Raw genomic sequence first — 16,659 nt, forward strand, 5'->3', positions numbered from 1 at the left:
GAAGAAAATCATGCTGATCCATTTCCACGCCTCCTTTCGGGCTTCACGGCGCCGATACGAGCTCGTCGATGCGCAGCTTGCGCCCTTCCTGATAAACCAATGCCGGTACGCGCTCAATGCGCAGGCGCCTGACCAATAAGCCCTTTTGGTCGTAATAGACAGGCGTACGCCAAAGCCGCATCAACTCGAGGTAAGACCCGCCCACCAGCACCGGTTTGACCTTTGCGCCGTCGTTACTACTCATCAGGCGTGCAGCCAATGCCACTTGCTGACCGTCCCTGGCGTCGAAGAACAGCAGGCGGCGGCTCATCGTCACAATGTCCAGCGGATTTGCGCGGGTTCCCGTGGCGAACAACAGGCGACCACCACCATCGACGATATTCCTGTCCAGGACATATGTGGGATCGTAGTAATAGGTGCGAGGCACCTTCGTCGTCGCCAGCGAAAGCGGGGCCGGGGCCAATACCGCCTGACGACCGCGCTCAACGATCTGCGCTTGAATGCGCGCCAGCTCGCCGCTCTGCTCCTTGCTGCGCAGCCGCTGCTCGATCATCTTCAGCAGGTGTTCTTCACCGATGCCATAGGTCGGCCCGATCACGCCCAGCGACTCGGCGCGCGCGGCACTCACCGCGTGGAAGGTTGCGAGGGCCGCCAGCAGGAAGATCGGGACAATACGCATTGCCATCTCCTCAAAAGAGCGGACGCACTACCGCAATCACATCGCGGTCATGCACCAGGCCACTGATCCGGTAGCGCGAATCGAAGCTGTCAGGACTGGTACCCTGCATGTACAGGTAGTGCGCCGGTATCACCAGTGGCTCGATCGGCTCCAGCGGCAGCATCGTGACGGCCGCGAAGCGCTTGGCCTGGCCGACTTCCTTCCCATTCACCAGGACTCGGCGCCCGTCCACCCGCACCTCATCGCCGGCAATACCGCCAACCTGCTTAAAAAAGGGTTGCCGGGAGAGGCCGGGAAGTGCGCCGTCGCCGCCCCGCGAAAGGCATAAATCACGTAGTCGCCGCGCTCGATCCGTTCCCCGCGGCGCTGAACGATCGCGACGGTGTAGGGCAAGCTGGGCGTCACATTGAATAGCAATGGCAGTTGCGGGACAGGATCGACAAACATCCGCAGGCAAGCCAGGGCCCAAATCACTGTCAGCGGCACATACAGATACCAGCGCTGCCTTACATGGACCAGGAAGTCGCCGATCATCGCAGCACCCGCTCGCGCAACATTGGCGTCAGATCGCGCACACCTGGCCGCATGCCGACCACCACTGACCGATCGACAACGAGACACGCGCAGTCTTGCGCCAGTCGCGCCATCTCGCTGGGGAGACGCTCGGCAAAGCGCTGGATTTCCGACGCCGCGCGTGCGCGCTCGCCCTCGCCTGCACTGGCCGACAGCGCTTTCACCAGCTGCGCCTCTTTCTCGCGATACACCTGGACCGCATCCACGATGCCGATGGCCGTTGCCGGCCGCACCACGACGCGGTCGTACGCTGCGATGCCGACAATCGTGGAGGCCAGACACACGGCGATGGTGGCGATCAGTGGCGGCATGACTGCCCCCTGGCCGCCAGCACCATGCTGATCGCTTCGTCGATGCTGTAGCCTTGCGCCCGCAATTCGTCGATCGGTTTGTTGTCCTCGATCTTGTTCGAGAACAGCAAGTGCGTCGCGGGGTCGAGCACCAGCCGCGCAACGCCCTCGCCGACCGGTGAGGACACGTAGATTTCGGCGAACGCGCCGGCCTCGGTGCGCAACGAGTTCAGAAGTCGTTTCTTCGGTTCGTCCATCAGCAGGCGGCCCTTGCGTCCCAACAGCTCAATCGATTCAGGTTTCTGGCGCAGCAAGAACACCCAGTCAGAGCAGTTAAAGGCCGCTTCCATCTGCACTGAGCCATAATAGTCATCACCGCCCTGGGTCGCCGTGACCAAGGAGCCGCCATACTTGCGGGCACGCCGCGCGGCCTCCTCGACCACTGCAGCCTTGACCGGATCGTCGCTGCCGATCTCGCCCAGCTGCTGCTTCAGTTCATCGATGATCAGAACCTTGCGCTTGTTCCGAGTGAGGTACATCTCACCCGTGATCTGATACAGAAGCAAGATGTTGACGACCGCGTGAAGATCAGGACGGCGCTTGAGTTCCTCGTTCTCGATCACGATGAACTCATTGCTGAAATCGACGTTGTTGACGCCTTCGAAAAAGCGCTCGTACTGGCCGCCCTTCGCGTACGGGTTCAGCATGATGGCCAGGTCGCGGATGCGCTGGTCCCCGTGAATGCCCAGATCGGCAATCGAGCCGGTCTTGAAGGCGTCGCGCATGGCAGTCATGGTCATTTCGTGTCCGTACTGTTCCCATTGCTGCAGCAGCACGGTGGAAATCGCCTTGTACTGGACCTCTTCGAGCCTGTGCTGCATCGAGCACATTTTCGCGATGGCCGGGACAAGCATGTCCATATCCTCACGGATATCGTTGATCATCGAGAACGGATTCAGATTGATCGCGCTGTTGGGTGTGAACTCAATGTAGGTGCCCTTCGCCTTTTTGCACAGCTTTTCGAAAGAGCGGCCAAGGTCCTTCATCCACACCTTGGCGCCGATCGATCGGTACGACCAGGCCAATTCGTTGAGAAAAACAGACTTGCCCGATCCCGGCGCCCCAATCACGGCTGCGTTGGCGTTCCCCAGGTCGTTGTCAAACAGGTCAAGTGTCGTCACCTGTCCGCGCCGCCCCGCCAGGACCAGCGTCGGCGTGCGCGTACCGCGCCATTCGCCAATCAGTGGCGCCAGGTGGATCGCGTTCGACATCGATTTACGGGTTACGCGCCGCATCTTCTTCAGGTCGCGATGGAAGGCTGGCGTGAGCGTCATCGGCAGACTGGCCAGTAGCGCTTGCCGGTGCATGTAAATGTCGGCGTTGAGCTCAAAGCCACGCGCCCGCCAGATGGCGCGCGCCGTTTCGCTCGCGCCTACCGCCCGCTCAGGAGTCGTGAACAGGGCCAACTGGTGATACATCGATACCAATGCGCCACCGAGGTCGTAGGCATCGGCCGCCGCCTTCCAGTCGCGCTGCTTCTTCTCCACGTCTGGCATGATGGCGGCCATCTTGCTGCCCGCATTCTGCGTGGCGCGGATGTGGTTCCCCGTCACAACGGACTTCGTTTCAATCGGGTCAAGAATGTGGACTCCCATCGTCAGCAGGAACGGCGCGTTGTATTGCAATGCCGGCTGCATCAGGTCGCCGATCAGCCCGCCCATCTGCCACAGCGCGAACCGCTCCGGGAACGACTTGATCGACAGGAAGCGTGCCTCCATCTTCGATTCAGTGCCAAGGCGGGACAGCAGCAGGCCTTCGGCATGCGCGTCCTGCACGGTATCGAAGTCAACAATCTGATCGCAGATTTCCCGCCCATCGTCGTAATGCAGCCTGAATTGCTCATGCTGCGTCATGCGGTCCGCGTTGACGAACTGCGCGCACCAATTAATCAGCTCGTCGACGCCACAGACGAAGTTGGGGAATGAGGCCGCATTCAGCGTCACGGACATGGTGTCGCGCAAGGCGCATAGCTCTTCGCGCCTGCCGACATCGTCACCGCCACCGGGCAGCGTTACGCTCACCATCAGCCGCAGATCACGTATCGTGAAATGGTAGCCATTGGTCAGCGACTTTTGCGTACCATCGAGCAGGTGCTGGACGCGCTGGCGCGCCAGTTTGCGAAACAGATTCTCATTACGCGCCGGCCGGCCATGCTCCCGGCTACGCTCGTACTGGTCCTCGTCCTCCACGCGCTGATTGGCGTACGACGTGAGAACGGAACGCACTTGTGGCGAGCCGAAAAGGTGGAACTGGATGCCCGTCTCCTTCGGACAGTTCGTGTAGAGGCTGAGCAGCACTTCGACCATCCGTTCATCGGCGCCGCTCTGCGGCATCACTTCCAGCAGGAAGCCCAGGCTTCCATGGCGGTTGATGAACAGTTTGTCCTCCCGCGAATATGCCCGGTATGGCAACCATGAAGCAAATTGCTCGGACGGTGATTCGGATTCGCGCTGCAAACCGAGCCAGTCCATGATGTGCCGCAGCCCGCCTTGTTCGCCTTTTCCTTCAATCTGTGTATGCATGATGCGCCCCTCCCATCCGTTATCGCCCACCCATTGCACCGCCGTTCGCAGTCGCGTCAAGTCCCTGCAACGGTAATCCGCTGCCCGACGAGGCTCCCATTGGCGCTAGTGTGGCGGCAGCCGGCGCCGGGGCGGTTGCCACCTGGTCTTTCGACGGCGGACGCAGCGGCGCATAGGCCTCGCGCACCTGGCGCTGGACGTGATCGAGCATCCATTTGCCCTGATCGACACGGACGTAGACGTAGGACTGGTCCACCAGGTCATGGTCGGCGTCCTCCCAGGGCTTGATCCACAAGCGCAGGATGCGCGATGGAGACCGAAGCGGTAGCGGCTCGTAACCGGAGGGCAACGTGCCGCCCCCATTCTTCACCAGTGCTTTGCGCGTATCGAACGCCGTTGCAGTCAGCGCCGCGGGTCTTTCCGATCCACCGCTGGCGCCGGCGGACGGCAGGCGTCCCGTCCCGCGTATGCCATTAAAGTAGGTCCCCGAAACGGACTGGCACTGCACTCCGGCAGGCGCCTTGCAGCCATACTGCTCGGAGCCGCCCAACCCGGACATGTTTCCGCAGCCGCACAGCGCCACCGCGAGCAGCACGCTGCTAATGGGCATCCGGATCTCATTCGAATGACAACGTTGCATCGCTCACCCCTTCCTTGATTTTCGATTTGTCCAGCATTGCGCTGAGCCGGGCATCCAGTTCGTCGGCAGACATGACGCCTGGCACCAGTGCACCGTCGCCGAACAGCAGCGTTGGTGTTGCCTGCACGCGCAGCTTCGCGGCCAGCGCCTGGTTGCGGTCGATCGGGTGCTCGCAAATGGCTTCCCTGACCACCGACATCGGTGCATCGCCCATCGCCGCTGCGTATGCCGCTGGGCGATCCTTGGCACACCAGATCGCCAGCGGCGCTTCGCGCCCCTGGAACGGGAGCAGGTAGTAATGAATGGTCACGTCCGTGAGCTTTTGCAGTTCGTGCTCCAGCTGCCGGCAATAGCCGCAGGACGGGTCTGTGAACACACTCAGCACCCGCCGGCCGGTACCCCGCTTGACCGTAATCGCATCGGCCACCGGCATCGGCCCGATGTAGGCTGGGCCGTCCGCAGCACGTTCTGACGGTTCGGCCTCGATCACTCGCGCGGCGCGCAGCTTCGCATCCGTCAGGTCGCGCATCGTTTTCAGGTCGACCAGCCGGCCAAACACCATGTAGCGCGGATTCTTGCTTGAGACGAAGGCGACATTGGCGCCCATCCAGATTTCGTACACGCCAGGCATCGGCGTGCGCACAGCGCGATCGACAGCCGTGCCGGGATAAGCCTTCCGCACGGCGGCCAGCACGCGGTCCTCGTCCCGGCGCTGCGCACGCACACTGCAGCGCGCAGGCAAGCGCTGCAAACGCGAGGATTCTAGTCGGACAGATCATTGCCGCTCTCCCTGGGCGCACCCTCGCCCGCCGCGCTGTAGCTCTGTGACGACGACAACGCTGCCGGCATGCGCACACCGCGGGTCAATACAATGTCAACTTCGCGCGTCGCATCGATCTCGATCACAGGGAAGGTCTGTTCGGCCAGCCGGATGTAGTAGTTCGCCAGGTTATCGAGGGCGCGGCCCACGCCTGCCCCGATGCCGCGCCGGATCTGCTCGCCAGTACCCTCTGGCGACGTAACAAGCCTGCCGATGGCGGAATCGGTAAAAGTCGATCCGCCCTGCGAGAATCCCTGACCAATACCGCCCACGATCCCGGCACGCAAAGCATTGGCCAGCAGTTGGCCCTGCTTGGTGACGAGCCGCCCACGCATCCCAAGCTTGCCGTCTTCGCCGTAGACATTACCCTCGATCTTGAGCTCCAGCACGCTCTGGTCCTCGCGAACGCAGGACAAATTACTGGTGCGCATATAGGCGCGCTCCGAGCTGATGTCCCCATATCCAGACGCGATCACGAAACATTCGCGCACGCCGGCCCGGTAATGGTTCGGCAGCACCGCGTTATCGAGCAGCCGGATCAGGACCGGTAATGGATTGCTCTGTGCCTGACCGCCCGTTGGCGCGTCCATCCCGCCCAGCAGTTGCCCGCGGATGAAACTGACGGGCAGATACGACTCCAGACGCTCTCCTTTATTCGCCGCTGTATCGGCACCGCCACTGGCGGAATTGGCACTGGTTTGCTGAACTTGGCCGCGATTGGTATTGCCCAGAACGACCCGGACCATTGCCGGCACTTGTTCGTCTGCGCGCGCGGCGATCGGCGTGCCTGACGCCGGCTGTGGCGGACTGACCACGGTAGGCACACCGGGCGGATAGCTCGTTGGGGAAGTCGGGACAGCAGGCACATGCGCAGGCACCGCCGCTAGCGTCGGTACCTCGCTTTGCACTGGTGCAGGACTGGGCGCCGGGGGTGCCTTCGCGCTTTTCCAATTCGGCCAGGCGTTGGAGGATGGAGGTTTCATTCGCCTTGCGGTCGGCGTTGAACTTCTCCTGCCCCTCGCGCTCGATCTTGTATTGAGCCAGTTCCTTACCGGCCGTGCCAAGCCACTGGTCCACCGCAGCTACCTGCAGCGGTGCCACGCCACCCGAAAGCTCGGGATTGGTGACGACTTTATCGCGTGAGACGGCTGCGGCCGGCTGAGGCGCCGGCTGTGACGACAATGCCAGGAAGGCCCAGAACACGCCTACCCCGGCGCCGATAACGCCTGTGGCAAGCACGTATTGTCGCTGGCGTGGACTGATCCGGTCGAAGAACGTATGCCATTTCGGAGGTAGTTTCATGGCAGCTCCCCGTTCGTGCGGATCACATACACCGTCGTTGTGTCGCCGGGTTGCAGGTTGTGGTGCTCGATGGCGACAGCGACAACGCCGCCCTCCTCGCGGTCAAATTCCTGCTCGGCCAGGACCATCGGCGCGGAACTGACATTCGTCAGCGCGTACATCTCCCCAAGTAGTCCTTGCCCTTCCACCTGCTTAATCAGCTTGAATTCCGCCTCCTTCCACAGCGCCAATGGCCGTTCAAGGTATTCAGCGCGGAACACCTTCGACGGCTGGGCCGAGGCCATGGCGATCAGCATGCTCTTGATCGCGCGCACGTGACTTGCCGACCGCAGAGGCCGTTCCACATTCAGTGCGCCGGCCATGCGCGCGGACCGGTCATCGATGACAATCGTGTCGGCCTCGATATCCGCCCTGCGCAACCGCAGCGTGTAGGTCGCCCGTGGCGAAGAAATGAACAGGCTGATCGGCTTGTCGCCACTACCTACTGGACTGACATACACTTCGCCCTTGTCCATGTCGCAACTGAGCGTCACGTCGCCCCGTGCGTTCGTCGCAGCGACGGGTAATTGCGGCGCGACGGCTGGCTGCCCGCCTTCCGGCGTGCGCGCTTCACAGCCGCTGCTGCTTTGCACATTGCCCACGACATCAACGATCCGGTCACCTTCGATGCGGATGCGCGTCGGCGCATCCCTGGCGATGGCTACCTCAATCGTTGCGCCATCCTTAGCAGGCCGGACCTGGGCGGCGTAACATGTGCCGCTAGCGCACAACGCCATTAGCCATGGCAACGTTTTGCGGATCATTCGGAACCTCCTTGAATGTCTTGAGATGGGTGCGCCCGCCGCGGTAGGAGAACTGGGCCAGGTAGCGCTTCGGCACCACCGACGTCTCCTGGCCATTGATATAGGTACGCAGCCGGCCAGTCAGCACGACGTGCTGTTTTTCTTCGTCGGGCTCCAGTTGCTGCAGCAGGAAGTAGGTGCTGGCATTAAGCTTTTTCAGCCGCTCGGCCTCGAGTTCCTGTTGAATCTTGAGCGCCCCGAAATCGGCTGGCTCCACAAAACTCAGCAGGGCATCCTTCTTCCACTGAATCGTTCCTGGCGTTACATCGAGCACCAGCCATGCGACATAGCCGCCCATTTGCTCGAGGTACGAATTGCTCACGCGCGCGCCCGAAACCCAGAAGGGTTGCGACACCTGCGGCGGCGTCACCACGACGCGCTCGGCGCCCAGGATCTGGTAAATGATCATCAACGCGAGCAGGACCGAGCCGATCAGCCCGCCCATCGCCAGGCGCTGGCCACGCACCAGACGCCTCAGGGTGCGTAAATCTTCCTGGAACTTGTCGTTATCCACGCAAGCCTCCTCATCCCACCATGCGCCGGATGTGCGAGGGCGGTGTCGCCCGCATCGCACTCATCGGGTTGGTCGGTAAATGCCAGTACATCCAGTGCATCGCGAACGCCGGATGTTTGTCACTCTTGATCCGCGCCAACCAGCGACTCGCAAAGAAACCCACTGAAATGGCCAAACAGAAGGCCAACTTGGAGCCGCCCAGATAGCCGACGAACATCATGAACAGAACGGGTGCCGCGACATCGACATCCCACAACCCGACTTTCCATTGGTCGTCCAGCCTGCGAGGTATGTAAGTGTCGGCAAGCATCCCGCTCTCCTCTTGCCGACATCAGATGACGGCACCCATGATCGCGCCGGCGATCACCAGGCCAACGGCAGCGAAAATGGCGAGGCCAACGTAAAACAGGACCGGCCCGAAGTTGCGCAGTGCCGCCAGCGAGATCAGCGCCACCACGAAACCGATGAAACCGACCAGCGCCTTGACGCCCGGCGCCAGGGCCGCTAGTTGAGTAAGAGCCGACACCAGCGGGCCCGTAATGCCGCCGAAGGCGACCAGGTCGATCGCGTGCGTCGGAAATGCGGCGCACAGACCGAATACGATGACAGCGAACAGCACCATGACGTTAAGAGCACGCGACGGCAGCGCCGCTGCCACTTTCGAAACTGCATACATTTTCAAAGCATTCATACACTCCTCCACAATGTAACCAGACATGCGCACCTGTCATGTTCCCCGGCCAGGCCGCCAAAACCGGGCGCCTTGGCTAGCGAGGTGGTCCCCGCGCTATGCCGAGAACGAGTACGAACGCCGCAGACCGCAGCGCCGGTCCGGCACTCATTGCATGTCCTTAGCGGGTTGGTAGAAAGAGACTTCAGCCCGGCGGTTGAACTGGCGTCCGGCTTCCCCATCGTTGTGGGCGGCATAGCAGCAGCGCCCGCGCGCATCGATCTCGACACGATCCATTTCTGCCACACGCGCTTCGCGCAAATAGCCCACGACAGCCAGCGCTCGCGCGTGCGCCAGCGCGTCGTTTCACAGCACTGCCCCCCGTGCTGTCGGTACGCCCACTGACGACGATGCGGTCAGCTCGCCGGGCAATATCCGCGAACTGCGCCAGCGTGTCCCGCGCATGCAGATCCAGCCGCGCGGAACCAATGTCAAAATGAACAATGGCGGTTTCCGTTTGCTCCTCATGAGCTCCGCCCTGCTGCTCCTGAACCGTGGCAGTCGTGGCGACCTGGGAAGCCTGCATGGCTTCGGGCGAAAGCAAGGCCAGGGTTTTCGGCGAGACTCCCGGACACGCCGGTTGCAGGCATAGGGCAAAGTGCGCGTTATCGCGCGTCCCCAGTTGCCGGACTTGATAGGTCTGAGCGACAGCCGGTCTGCTCACATACAGTCCTGCGCGCCCGGCAGGCAAGGCGCTGGTCATTCCGCATCCCGGAATCACGACCAGGAAAGTGCCGCTTGCCAGCAGGGTCAGTCCTGCACGCAGAGAACGCGAGATCATGTTCATCCGAGCCTCACACGGACGATGGGTGAAGGGAGAAACTCTCTGATGACAGGAGGCTTCGTCGCCGGCCATGCGATCAGAAAACGATAGACGCGCCACGCGTAGCGCATGCGCACCCGCAGGCATTGTTGCGTCGTTAAGGAGATGCAAGACGCGTTATACGCGCCAACGGCTTCCCACGTGCGGCCATGGCGCGCCATCTTTTCCGCAAGGATGCGCGCTCCAGCGTCGATATTGGTACAAGGGTCCAGTAGCTGTTCTGCGGTTACGCCCAGATTCTTGAGCGTCCCGCGATCGGAATTGATTTGCATGATCCCAATGTCGACAGTACCCGTCTTGTCCGAGTGGGATCGATTGACCGCGCGTGGATTGAGCGCGGATTCGGCGCGCGCGACGGCAACTAGCAGGGGAACGGGAATGGTATGCTTCTGCGCGGCCTGCTCCCAGCACGCATGGGAAAAGCCGGGAAAAAGAGACGCCGCGACAGCAATACTGGTGAGATTCGCATTCATGGCAGAGAAAGGGCGTACCCGGTAAAAGGTCAGTCAAGTCCCTTGGTTCACAAGGGTCCACTGGTGCAATTCGGGTAAGCCTGGCCTGAATGCCAAGCGAGGTTGCGGCTAAGGCGGCGCGTCCGCGCGCCAAATTACGTCATTTACAGCACGCCGGCCGCGGCACGCTGCGCGATATTTCTCCGGGCATACTCAAACACCTTCTGCGCGGCGCGCGGTTCCTGCAAGGCCAAGGCTACGCATGCCGTTGTGAAGTGATCAAGCTTGAACTGGGGATGCGGATGGCGATTCTGTTCCGACTTCTGCAACGCTAGGAGAAGCAAATACTGGGGCCGCCACATGTCTTCCTGGCGCCTGGCCGTTTCCTGGTCGCGCAGCACCAGCGTCGTATACAGGAAGGAAAAGATGCGATTGACGGGATCGAGTCCATCAAACACCAGCGACACACATCCACTAATCAGGTCGGGATAGCGCAGCTTCGGCGAACAGTTGGCCGCATCGCTGTATAAGGCCTCCAATGCCACGAATTCGTCTATCCATATTCGCGTGGTCACCGTATCACCGCGACGTTGCGCCTCGCCCTGTTGGCCGCTCGCGATGATCGGCCGATGATGTGGAAGATCGATTGTTGAGCGCATGGTATCCATCTCGCGTCCAGTAGGTTGATGTCGAAGTAAAGCCAGCTTACCGTCGTCCGGCTGGTATTTCACCTCGAAAGAGGAGGTCAAAAACGGTGCCTTTCGTTGAGGGCTCGTCCAGCACGCATGCAATTCCCGCGCACACAGCCACAAGTCGCTGGCCGCGGGCACTCAAAGTCGCCTGGGATAGTTCGCAATGCCAATGCTCGCCAGCGCGCCACATGCCACAAGCAGCATGGGAAACAGGATCGCCGGCAGCTGCTCCGGTATGACGCAAGCGATCACGATCGCGCAAGCGATGACGATGACACCACAGCTGCAGCCAGAAAAGACCTCGGGATGATGTCCAGAAAAATCCTTGCCTTTCACAGCGCGTCGCACCAGTCCATCGACAAAAGCAGCCGTGAGGAAAGGCGCGACGCCGGCCAGAAAGAAAAGAAGAACCGCGACCCGATACGTGGCCAAGACAAGAAGCGCGTTCAGCGAGCGGAAGTACTCGTTATTCAAGAGCCGATGTCCGACCGCTGCTACTTCGTTGTGTACCTTGTTGCTGGCCTTGGCATCCGCACTCTGGGCCGGCATCAGCGGTGGATGCGGCGTCGATGCATGCTGGAACTCCAGCATGTTCTCAAGGACCGCTATGGCATGTTCGCTTCCCCAAAAACTGGACAGCGCCGCATGTTCGATGCGCACCTGCGCTATGAAGGCCGACGCCGGTCGTGCAGATGGCAGGTACAAGACCAACACGAGCAAGAAAGCCAAGGAGGTGATGGCAACGATTCGAATCATGCCTGGCCCCCAGCGGTTGTTGCCGCCGTATTCTCGACGTCCATTTCCGGGTCCAGCAAGGTGAATCGCCCTTTGCACAGACGGCCACCGGATACGGAGGCGAAGAATTGCAAGTTGGGGAGCTTACCCAGGAGCGATGTCGGTATCAGCTCGCTCATTTCTTCGGTGACCTGAGTGGACTCGACCATCGTAAAGTCGCCCAGGTGGCCATCGCGCGCCGTGTTGCGACCGACCTTCATGCTGTGGATGGCAGTTTCGCCAAACGTCTCATTGACGAATTCCTGCGTCGGCTGATCCTTGGTCCGGAACGCGATCAGGTTATTGAGGTTACCCAGGGCCATGCGCGCGGCCTCCTGGTTGCCGAGGCGTTTGGCCAGGTCGGCGATCGTCTGCATCGCCGCGGTTGTATAGATGCCGCCTTCCGCGCCCTTGTTCATGATCTCGATCAGCGGCTGGTTGATGACATTCGAGACTTCGTCGACGAACAGAGAAATCCGCCTGTAGCCTCCGAGGTTGTAGCGTATCCCGGACCGTGCGGCCAAGTCGGCCAGGCACATGGCGCCAATGGCCGACGCCACAGACGGATCCGGGAGTGAGTCGAGGCACATCAGCAGGACGTGCCCGGCCCGCTCTATCTTTTCCAGGTTCATGATTGGCCGCTCGTCGTCCGCGTCGAATGGATCGGGCGACAGGCTTCGGCCAAGATCGCCGGACGTGAGCATGGAAAGTATTGGCAGCAGGTTGGCAGTAATTTTCTGGTAGTGTTCGCGGTTATGCCGAAACACCCGCACCTGGGAATCGATCGCCTTATCCCGTCGCGATTCGTGCACATATCTTTCGTAGTATTCAACGAATGCCAGCAATTCACTGCTCGCGATCGGCGAAGGCGATTTGATCGTTCCACGGCGCGCGCGGTCAATCAGCCGGACCAGTTCTGGCTCAGCACGCCAGCCGATGCCAAGTTGCTCCTCGTAGAATCGCTCCAGGGACTGTTCGAGGATCGGTTCAATGCCACCCTCGATATACTTGGTCAGTTTCATCAGGTTCGGCCGCATCTCCAGCCGCACCATCCCTTGCGTCACCACATTGACCGCATCCCATCCGAAAGCCGAAAAAGCACCTGCGGTGTCCGGCGGTAGGATCGACTGGATACGCGAAGCAATCTCGGTCGGCTTCTGCCAGTTGAACGTGAAATCCAGACGAGCGCCAGTCTCGGGAAAAGCTGGGTGGAACCAAAGGAACGTGTCCGGGTCGCGGTAATCAGCGCAGGCGCGCATCACCAGGTTCTTCAGGCGCTTCGAGTTCTTTGGATCGAGAATGATCACGACGTCGCCGCGCCGGATGGCCTGAGTAATCAACCAGCCAAGGCATACGCCCTTACCCGATTGTGTCGTGCCAACGACCAGCGTTCCGCCTTCGAAATTCTGCAGCGGGCGCGATAGCAAAATCTCCCGCTGCTCGACCCCGTGAATGTATGGCAGTCCGATCTCGCCTTCAGGCTGCACAGGGGTGACGTATCCCAACATGCGCAGGACGGGCGGTGGAATCCGTAGCTCACGGTAGTCGATCTTCGCCAGCTCATATAAGCGCTGGGAGTGCAGCGGCTGCCATTCAAACCCAAAACCGAACACCACCTGGTCCGCCTGCTTCGTGATCCGCGCCAGCTTCCGAGTCGTCATCACTTGCATCGCCCTGCCGGACAATGCCGCCCGGATGCCAATGATATGCAAGCCCTGCCATGCACGGCGCGCGGCGATCACGGCGCAGAGCAGGAGCATGACGCAACCGAGGCGTAGTGGAACACGCTCTGGCGTCAATGCGACATATGTGAGCAACGCACCACACCAGGCCAAGGCGGCTATAAGCTCGATCGGGCTGCGCCAGGGCATTTCGTAACGACGTAGTAGCATTTAGCCCTCCGGCACTGGTGGGACGTTCTGCGCCGCCGCCGGCGGCGAGCCGGTTATGCAACGTCCGTCAAGCAGCAACCCCGGCACTTTTGCGCCCGAGACCTCACGGGTATGGATTCGTTCGCCATTGGGCTGAGGCGACAGCATGCCTGCATCACCCAACGCGCGCTGTGCATGCCGCGCATCGACGCCACGCTTGGCCAATTCGCCCAACGGTACAAACAAAATGCCGGCATCAACGTGGCATGCCGGAGGCGCCGTGCCCGCCAGCGTGCCGACGATGTCGGCAAGCACCCGTGCCACGTCAGGATTCAGGCGCATCGGCGCGGACAAGGCGACGCCAACTTGCCTTGCCTTGCCTTTACGCTCGCGCGCTAGCTCCGTTCGCACTGGTGCAGCCGTGGCGGGGCTGGTGTCGTCCTCTCGTCCTTGTGGCTCGCAGCCGGCGGGCACGTCGTCCATTTCGGGTAACCGTAGTTGGGCAGGCTGACGCCGCGAGCTCCAGCCCTCTATCGTGGCAGGTGCCTTGAAAGGTGGCCGACCACCTGGCCTCGTTTGCTCAGGCGCTGTCGTGTCGGTCGCATCGGAGTCGGGCGATTCCGCAGCAGGACGAGGATCTGCCGGCATGACCGTCAGCTGCACTTCAAGCGGCGTCGGCCGCGGCGTCAGGACAGCCAGCACAGTAGCCGGGGCCGCGAACCTGATGGCCTCGACTGGCTCGCGCGACTCAGGCGGGTAAATAGTCCATACCCTGCATTCGGAACTTTGCGCCGTGACCAGATCGGCGCCTTCAAGAATGTCCAGGACACCAGATGCGCTGTCAGGTATGCCGGGCAGCCGCTCGTCCTCCAGCAACTTCACGACGTCATTAATCCCGTTGGGCCAGATCAGGAACAACCCATCCTGCCCGTACCACAAGCGGGATCGGCCAATATTCGGTTGCCAGCCGTGCTGCGACAGCACTAGCTCGCGCATCGCTTCGACCAGATACCGGGCCATGTGCAGCCACGGCTTGCCACTGCCACTCGCCCCTGCCGCGCGGAGATTGCGCTGGATGACCAATGCGGCCGCATGCCCCACCAGCCGGTACATGACATTATGCTCGTGATACATCGTTGCCCCGGCAATCGTGGCCAGCATGTGCGGCACAATCGTGGCATTGTCTTTTGCCAGGTCACACATGGTCTCCGGCGTGATGATCATCGGCAGGGCGAACAAGCCGAGCGCACGCGTCTCCTGCGCCGTGACCCAATGCAACTGGGGCCTGCTGACGCCGTGCTCCTTCGACCATCGCGTCAGCGAGGTGAGGTACGGATGCCATTCCCGACCATGCGCATCGCTGACGCGCACGTGGCTTAATGTACGGTGGATTTCGTTGCACAATCCCGCGATGAAGGTAGCGCGTCGCCAGCGCGGTTCCAGTACCCGGCGGTTGGAGATGGTGGCGCGCCCGGCAAAGATCTGTGAATCGGTAGCCTGCAGGGCGTAGAATGCGGTCTCCAGGCCGATGCGCGCCAGCCCGCCGGCATCGCTGAAATAGCTGTCCATGGTGGCCGGCAGCTGATTGACATACTCAAGATACCTCCGAATGGGGGCCAGCAGATCGGCAGAGAATGTCGCGGCATCGCAGCCGTAGCACAGTTTGATGCGCCCGATCAGTTCCCGATTGACCGTCAGCATCTCATCGACGGACTGTAATTGCAGCCCGGACTGCGGCACCACGGGGACTGCCGCGGCACTACCCGGTACTGGCGCCGCAGGTTCCGCGGCACGTCCCTGCCCATTCATGCGCCCAAGCGGCGCCAGCATGCGTCCGAACCACATCGCCCCCGCCCTCCGCTGTGCTCAACATAAAAGCAGTATGTGGGGTCTACGGCCGATGATCCAGACGAAACCAGCACGTTTCCGAGCCGGTTTCGTCGTAGCGATGCTAATTCGCGCTGCGTTTGCTACCAGTCAGGACTCCCTGTGCAACGAAATGGGCCCGGAGATGAGGTTCTCGTGGATATCGTTTTAGTAGCTTGCAAAAGACGCAGCCGGAGTAGTCCGCAGACTGATCCCCCCACCGCGACGACGTATCTTGACCGGCAAACTCGGCAAGTGTGCAGGGTTAGCTTTGGTGGCCCGCCCTCCCAGATGCCGTGCAACTCGCACGCCAGGGTAAATGCACGTTCAAATGGCAGGCATGGCTTCAAGGGGAAGCGCTCCAGATACAGCCGGTATGCGCACACGAAGGCTTCTGCGGGCTTGCAGCGGTGTTCCACCAGCAGTGTCGCGAGAATCACCGCGAACACCGACGCTTCGGCCTTTACGACCAAGGTGTTGCGGTGATACCAGTCGCTCGACTCCGGCCACCGGCCACTGGCTGAGGCCGAGTCCAGATAGAAGATCGATCGTAAAGTTTTTATGCTCAGCCCTGTGATGCGAGACACAGTTCGCATCCGCGCCCCCATTTCCACGCAATCCTTCGCCAGCTGCAGCGCCCGGATATGCGTTTCCGCGAAAACGGCACTCATGATCGGCGGCCCGCTGCGCTAGCCTGCCGACGTGGCCAGCAGCTGATCAGCATTCACAGGTTGGCAGGTTCCAGCCGCACAGAGCAGCATTGCCAAGGCGGGTGGCGCATCAAGGAGGTCCGCCAGGTTGTCGACTGGTTTGAACAGGCTTTCGTGCGGCATGTTGGCCGCCAGCAGCTGCAGTTCGACCGTGGTCATCTCGGTCAGCTTGGTCGCTGTCTCAGGATCAAGGTGGAATTTGTAGATGGTTGCCAGGCGCTCGCTGCGCAGGCAGGCTTGAATCGTCGTGAGGTAGTTCAGGTTAAGGAACTGCACATCCGTCACTTGAATGGAATTTTCCATCATTGCACCTCCATTCTGCCCCGTCAGCCCGAGGCGTGGTCATCACTCCGGTACCGATATCGCGCCGTTATGGCTCGCTACCAACACCGCGCCCAAGAACTCTGTGCGATGCAGCAACCGGCGCTATGTCAACGGTGAGGCTATACCGCGGCTCGCCGCCGGTCAATAGCAACTGCTGCTTGTGTGCACAGCAAAA

Annotated in this window: 20 protein-coding genes; all 20 read right to left on the reverse strand. The window is 61.2% G+C overall.

Annotated elements, in window-relative coordinates:
* Positions 1 to 43: 43 nt before the first annotated feature.
* Positions 44 to 679, reverse strand: coding sequence for a type-F conjugative transfer system protein TraW (gene traW / locus ACHMW6_RS25800; protein ID WP_395401120.1), 636 nt, complete (start codon positions 677 to 679; stop codon positions 44 to 46).
* A gap of 10 nt (positions 680 to 689) precedes the next feature.
* Positions 690 to 917 carry a hypothetical protein gene (locus tag ACHMW6_RS25805; protein WP_395401122.1) on the reverse strand — a complete coding sequence of 76 codons (228 nt, stop codon included), beginning with the start codon at positions 915 to 917 and terminating at the stop codon, positions 690 to 692.
* Positions 887 to 1,213 (reverse strand): hypothetical protein, encoded by a 327-nt coding sequence (locus tag ACHMW6_RS25810; RefSeq protein WP_395401124.1) that lies wholly within the window; start codon positions 1,211 to 1,213, stop codon positions 887 to 889. The genes ACHMW6_RS25805 and ACHMW6_RS25810 overlap by 31 nt, the downstream gene beginning before the upstream one ends.
* Entirely contained in the window at positions 1,210 to 1,563 is a 354-nt protein-coding gene (locus ACHMW6_RS25815; protein WP_395401126.1) for a hypothetical protein, read from the reverse strand. Before ACHMW6_RS25815 ends, ACHMW6_RS25810 begins: the two co-directional genes overlap by 4 nt.
* Positions 1,551 to 4,124: a type IV secretion system protein TraC gene (gene traC, locus ACHMW6_RS25820; protein WP_395401128.1), complete on the reverse strand. Its 2,574-nt coding sequence runs from the start codon at positions 4,122 to 4,124 to the stop codon at positions 1,551 to 1,553. Before traC ends, ACHMW6_RS25815 begins: the two co-directional genes overlap by 13 nt.
* A gap of 19 nt (positions 4,125 to 4,143) precedes the next feature.
* On the reverse strand, positions 4,144 to 4,734 hold the full coding sequence (locus tag ACHMW6_RS25825; protein ID WP_395401130.1) for a TraV family lipoprotein: 591 nt from the start codon (positions 4,732 to 4,734) through the stop codon (positions 4,144 to 4,146).
* Positions 4,735 to 4,741: 7 nt separating this feature from the next.
* The gene (locus ACHMW6_RS25830; protein WP_395401132.1) at positions 4,742 to 5,515 is read right to left on the reverse strand and encodes a DsbC family protein; all 774 of its coding nucleotides are present in this window, start codon (positions 5,513 to 5,515) and stop codon (positions 4,742 to 4,744) included.
* A gap of 11 nt (positions 5,516 to 5,526) precedes the next feature.
* On the reverse strand, positions 5,527 to 6,330 hold the full coding sequence (locus ACHMW6_RS25835) for a TraB/VirB10 family protein (protein ID WP_395401134.1): 804 nt from the start codon (positions 6,328 to 6,330) through the stop codon (positions 5,527 to 5,529).
* Positions 6,236 to 6,886, reverse strand: coding sequence for a hypothetical protein (locus ACHMW6_RS25840; RefSeq protein WP_395401136.1), 651 nt, complete (start codon positions 6,884 to 6,886; stop codon positions 6,236 to 6,238). Before ACHMW6_RS25840 ends, ACHMW6_RS25835 begins: the two co-directional genes overlap by 95 nt.
* Positions 6,883 to 7,689, reverse strand: a complete 807-nt coding sequence (locus tag ACHMW6_RS25845; RefSeq protein ID WP_395401138.1) for a type-F conjugative transfer system secretin TraK — start codon at positions 7,687 to 7,689, stop codon at positions 6,883 to 6,885. The genes ACHMW6_RS25840 and ACHMW6_RS25845 overlap by 4 nt, the downstream gene beginning before the upstream one ends.
* Positions 7,646 to 8,242 (reverse strand): type IV conjugative transfer system protein TraE, encoded by a 597-nt coding sequence (traE, locus tag ACHMW6_RS25850; RefSeq protein ID WP_395401140.1) that lies wholly within the window; start codon positions 8,240 to 8,242, stop codon positions 7,646 to 7,648. The genes ACHMW6_RS25845 and traE overlap by 44 nt, the downstream gene beginning before the upstream one ends.
* 10 nt (positions 8,243 to 8,252) lie before the next feature.
* On the reverse strand, positions 8,253 to 8,552 hold the full coding sequence (gene traL / locus ACHMW6_RS25855; RefSeq protein WP_395401142.1) for a type IV conjugative transfer system protein TraL: 300 nt from the start codon (positions 8,550 to 8,552) through the stop codon (positions 8,253 to 8,255).
* A 21-nt stretch (positions 8,553 to 8,573) separates the two neighbouring features.
* Positions 8,574 to 8,933 (reverse strand): hypothetical protein, encoded by a 360-nt coding sequence (locus tag ACHMW6_RS25860; RefSeq protein WP_395401144.1) that lies wholly within the window; start codon positions 8,931 to 8,933, stop codon positions 8,574 to 8,576.
* An 822-nt stretch (positions 8,934 to 9,755) separates the two neighbouring features.
* Positions 9,756 to 10,268: a lytic transglycosylase domain-containing protein gene (locus ACHMW6_RS25865; RefSeq protein ID WP_395401146.1), complete on the reverse strand. Its 513-nt coding sequence runs from the start codon at positions 10,266 to 10,268 to the stop codon at positions 9,756 to 9,758.
* Positions 10,269 to 10,411: 143 nt separating this feature from the next.
* A complete protein-coding gene (locus ACHMW6_RS25870; protein ID WP_395401148.1) occupies positions 10,412 to 10,996 on the reverse strand; it encodes a hypothetical protein in 585 nt (194 codons plus the stop codon).
* 81 nt (positions 10,997 to 11,077) lie between these two features.
* The gene (locus tag ACHMW6_RS25875; protein ID WP_395401150.1) at positions 11,078 to 11,695 is read right to left on the reverse strand and encodes a DUF4400 domain-containing protein; all 618 of its coding nucleotides are present in this window, start codon (positions 11,693 to 11,695) and stop codon (positions 11,078 to 11,080) included.
* A complete protein-coding gene (traD, locus tag ACHMW6_RS25880; protein ID WP_395401152.1) occupies positions 11,692 to 13,605 on the reverse strand; it encodes a conjugative transfer system coupling protein TraD in 1,914 nt (637 codons plus the stop codon). The genes ACHMW6_RS25875 and traD overlap by 4 nt, the downstream gene beginning before the upstream one ends.
* Positions 13,606 to 15,327, reverse strand: a complete 1,722-nt coding sequence (gene mobH / locus ACHMW6_RS25885) for a MobH family relaxase (protein WP_395401154.1) — start codon at positions 15,325 to 15,327, stop codon at positions 13,606 to 13,608.
* A gap of 227 nt (positions 15,328 to 15,554) precedes the next feature.
* Positions 15,555 to 16,121 (reverse strand): FlhC family transcriptional regulator, encoded by a 567-nt coding sequence (locus ACHMW6_RS25890; RefSeq protein ID WP_395401156.1) that lies wholly within the window; start codon positions 16,119 to 16,121, stop codon positions 15,555 to 15,557.
* 18 nt (positions 16,122 to 16,139) lie between these two features.
* On the reverse strand, positions 16,140 to 16,466 hold the full coding sequence (locus ACHMW6_RS25895; RefSeq protein ID WP_395401158.1) for a hypothetical protein: 327 nt from the start codon (positions 16,464 to 16,466) through the stop codon (positions 16,140 to 16,142).
* Positions 16,467 to 16,659: the final 193 nt, after the last annotated feature.

The sequence above is a fragment of the Pseudoduganella sp. UC29_106 genome, from assembly GCF_044055365.1.
Taxonomy (GTDB): domain Bacteria; phylum Pseudomonadota; class Gammaproteobacteria; order Burkholderiales; family Burkholderiaceae_D; genus Rugamonas.

Excerpts from the sequence above, each read along its gene's own strand:
- traW (WP_395401120.1), bottom strand. The coding sequence starts at position 679 with ATGCGTATTGTCCCGATCTTCCTGCTGGCGGCCCTCGCAACCTTCCAC.
- ACHMW6_RS25810 (WP_395401124.1), bottom strand. The coding sequence starts at position 1,213 with ATGATCGGCGACTTCCTGGTCCATGTAAGGCAGCGCTGGTATCTGTAT.
- ACHMW6_RS25815 (WP_395401126.1), bottom strand. The coding sequence starts at position 1,563 with ATGCCGCCACTGATCGCCACCATCGCCGTGTGTCTGGCCTCCACGATT.
- traC (WP_395401128.1), bottom strand. The coding sequence starts at position 4,124 with ATGCATACACAGATTGAAGGAAAAGGCGAACAAGGCGGGCTGCGGCAC.
- ACHMW6_RS25825 (WP_395401130.1), bottom strand. The coding sequence starts at position 4,734 with ATGCCCATTAGCAGCGTGCTGCTCGCGGTGGCGCTGTGCGGCTGCGGA.
- ACHMW6_RS25835 (WP_395401134.1), bottom strand. The coding sequence starts at position 6,330 with ATGGTCCGGGTCGTTCTGGGCAATACCAATCGCGGCCAAGTTCAGCAA.
- ACHMW6_RS25840 (WP_395401136.1), bottom strand. The coding sequence starts at position 6,886 with ATGAAACTACCTCCGAAATGGCATACGTTCTTCGACCGGATCAGTCCA.
- ACHMW6_RS25845 (WP_395401138.1), bottom strand. The coding sequence starts at position 7,689 with ATGATCCGCAAAACGTTGCCATGGCTAATGGCGTTGTGCGCTAGCGGC.
- traL (WP_395401142.1), bottom strand. The coding sequence starts at position 8,552 with ATGCTTGCCGACACTTACATACCTCGCAGGCTGGACGACCAATGGAAA.
- ACHMW6_RS25860 (WP_395401144.1), bottom strand. The coding sequence starts at position 8,933 with ATGAATGCTTTGAAAATGTATGCAGTTTCGAAAGTGGCAGCGGCGCTG.
- ACHMW6_RS25865 (WP_395401146.1), bottom strand. The coding sequence starts at position 10,268 with ATGAATGCGAATCTCACCAGTATTGCTGTCGCGGCGTCTCTTTTTCCC.
- ACHMW6_RS25875 (WP_395401150.1), bottom strand. The coding sequence starts at position 11,695 with ATGATTCGAATCGTTGCCATCACCTCCTTGGCTTTCTTGCTCGTGTTG.
- traD (WP_395401152.1), bottom strand. The coding sequence starts at position 13,605 with ATGCTACTACGTCGTTACGAAATGCCCTGGCGCAGCCCGATCGAGCTT.
- ACHMW6_RS25890 (WP_395401156.1), bottom strand. The coding sequence starts at position 16,121 with ATGAGTGCCGTTTTCGCGGAAACGCATATCCGGGCGCTGCAGCTGGCG.
- ACHMW6_RS25895 (WP_395401158.1), bottom strand. The coding sequence starts at position 16,466 with ATGATGGAAAATTCCATTCAAGTGACGGATGTGCAGTTCCTTAACCTG.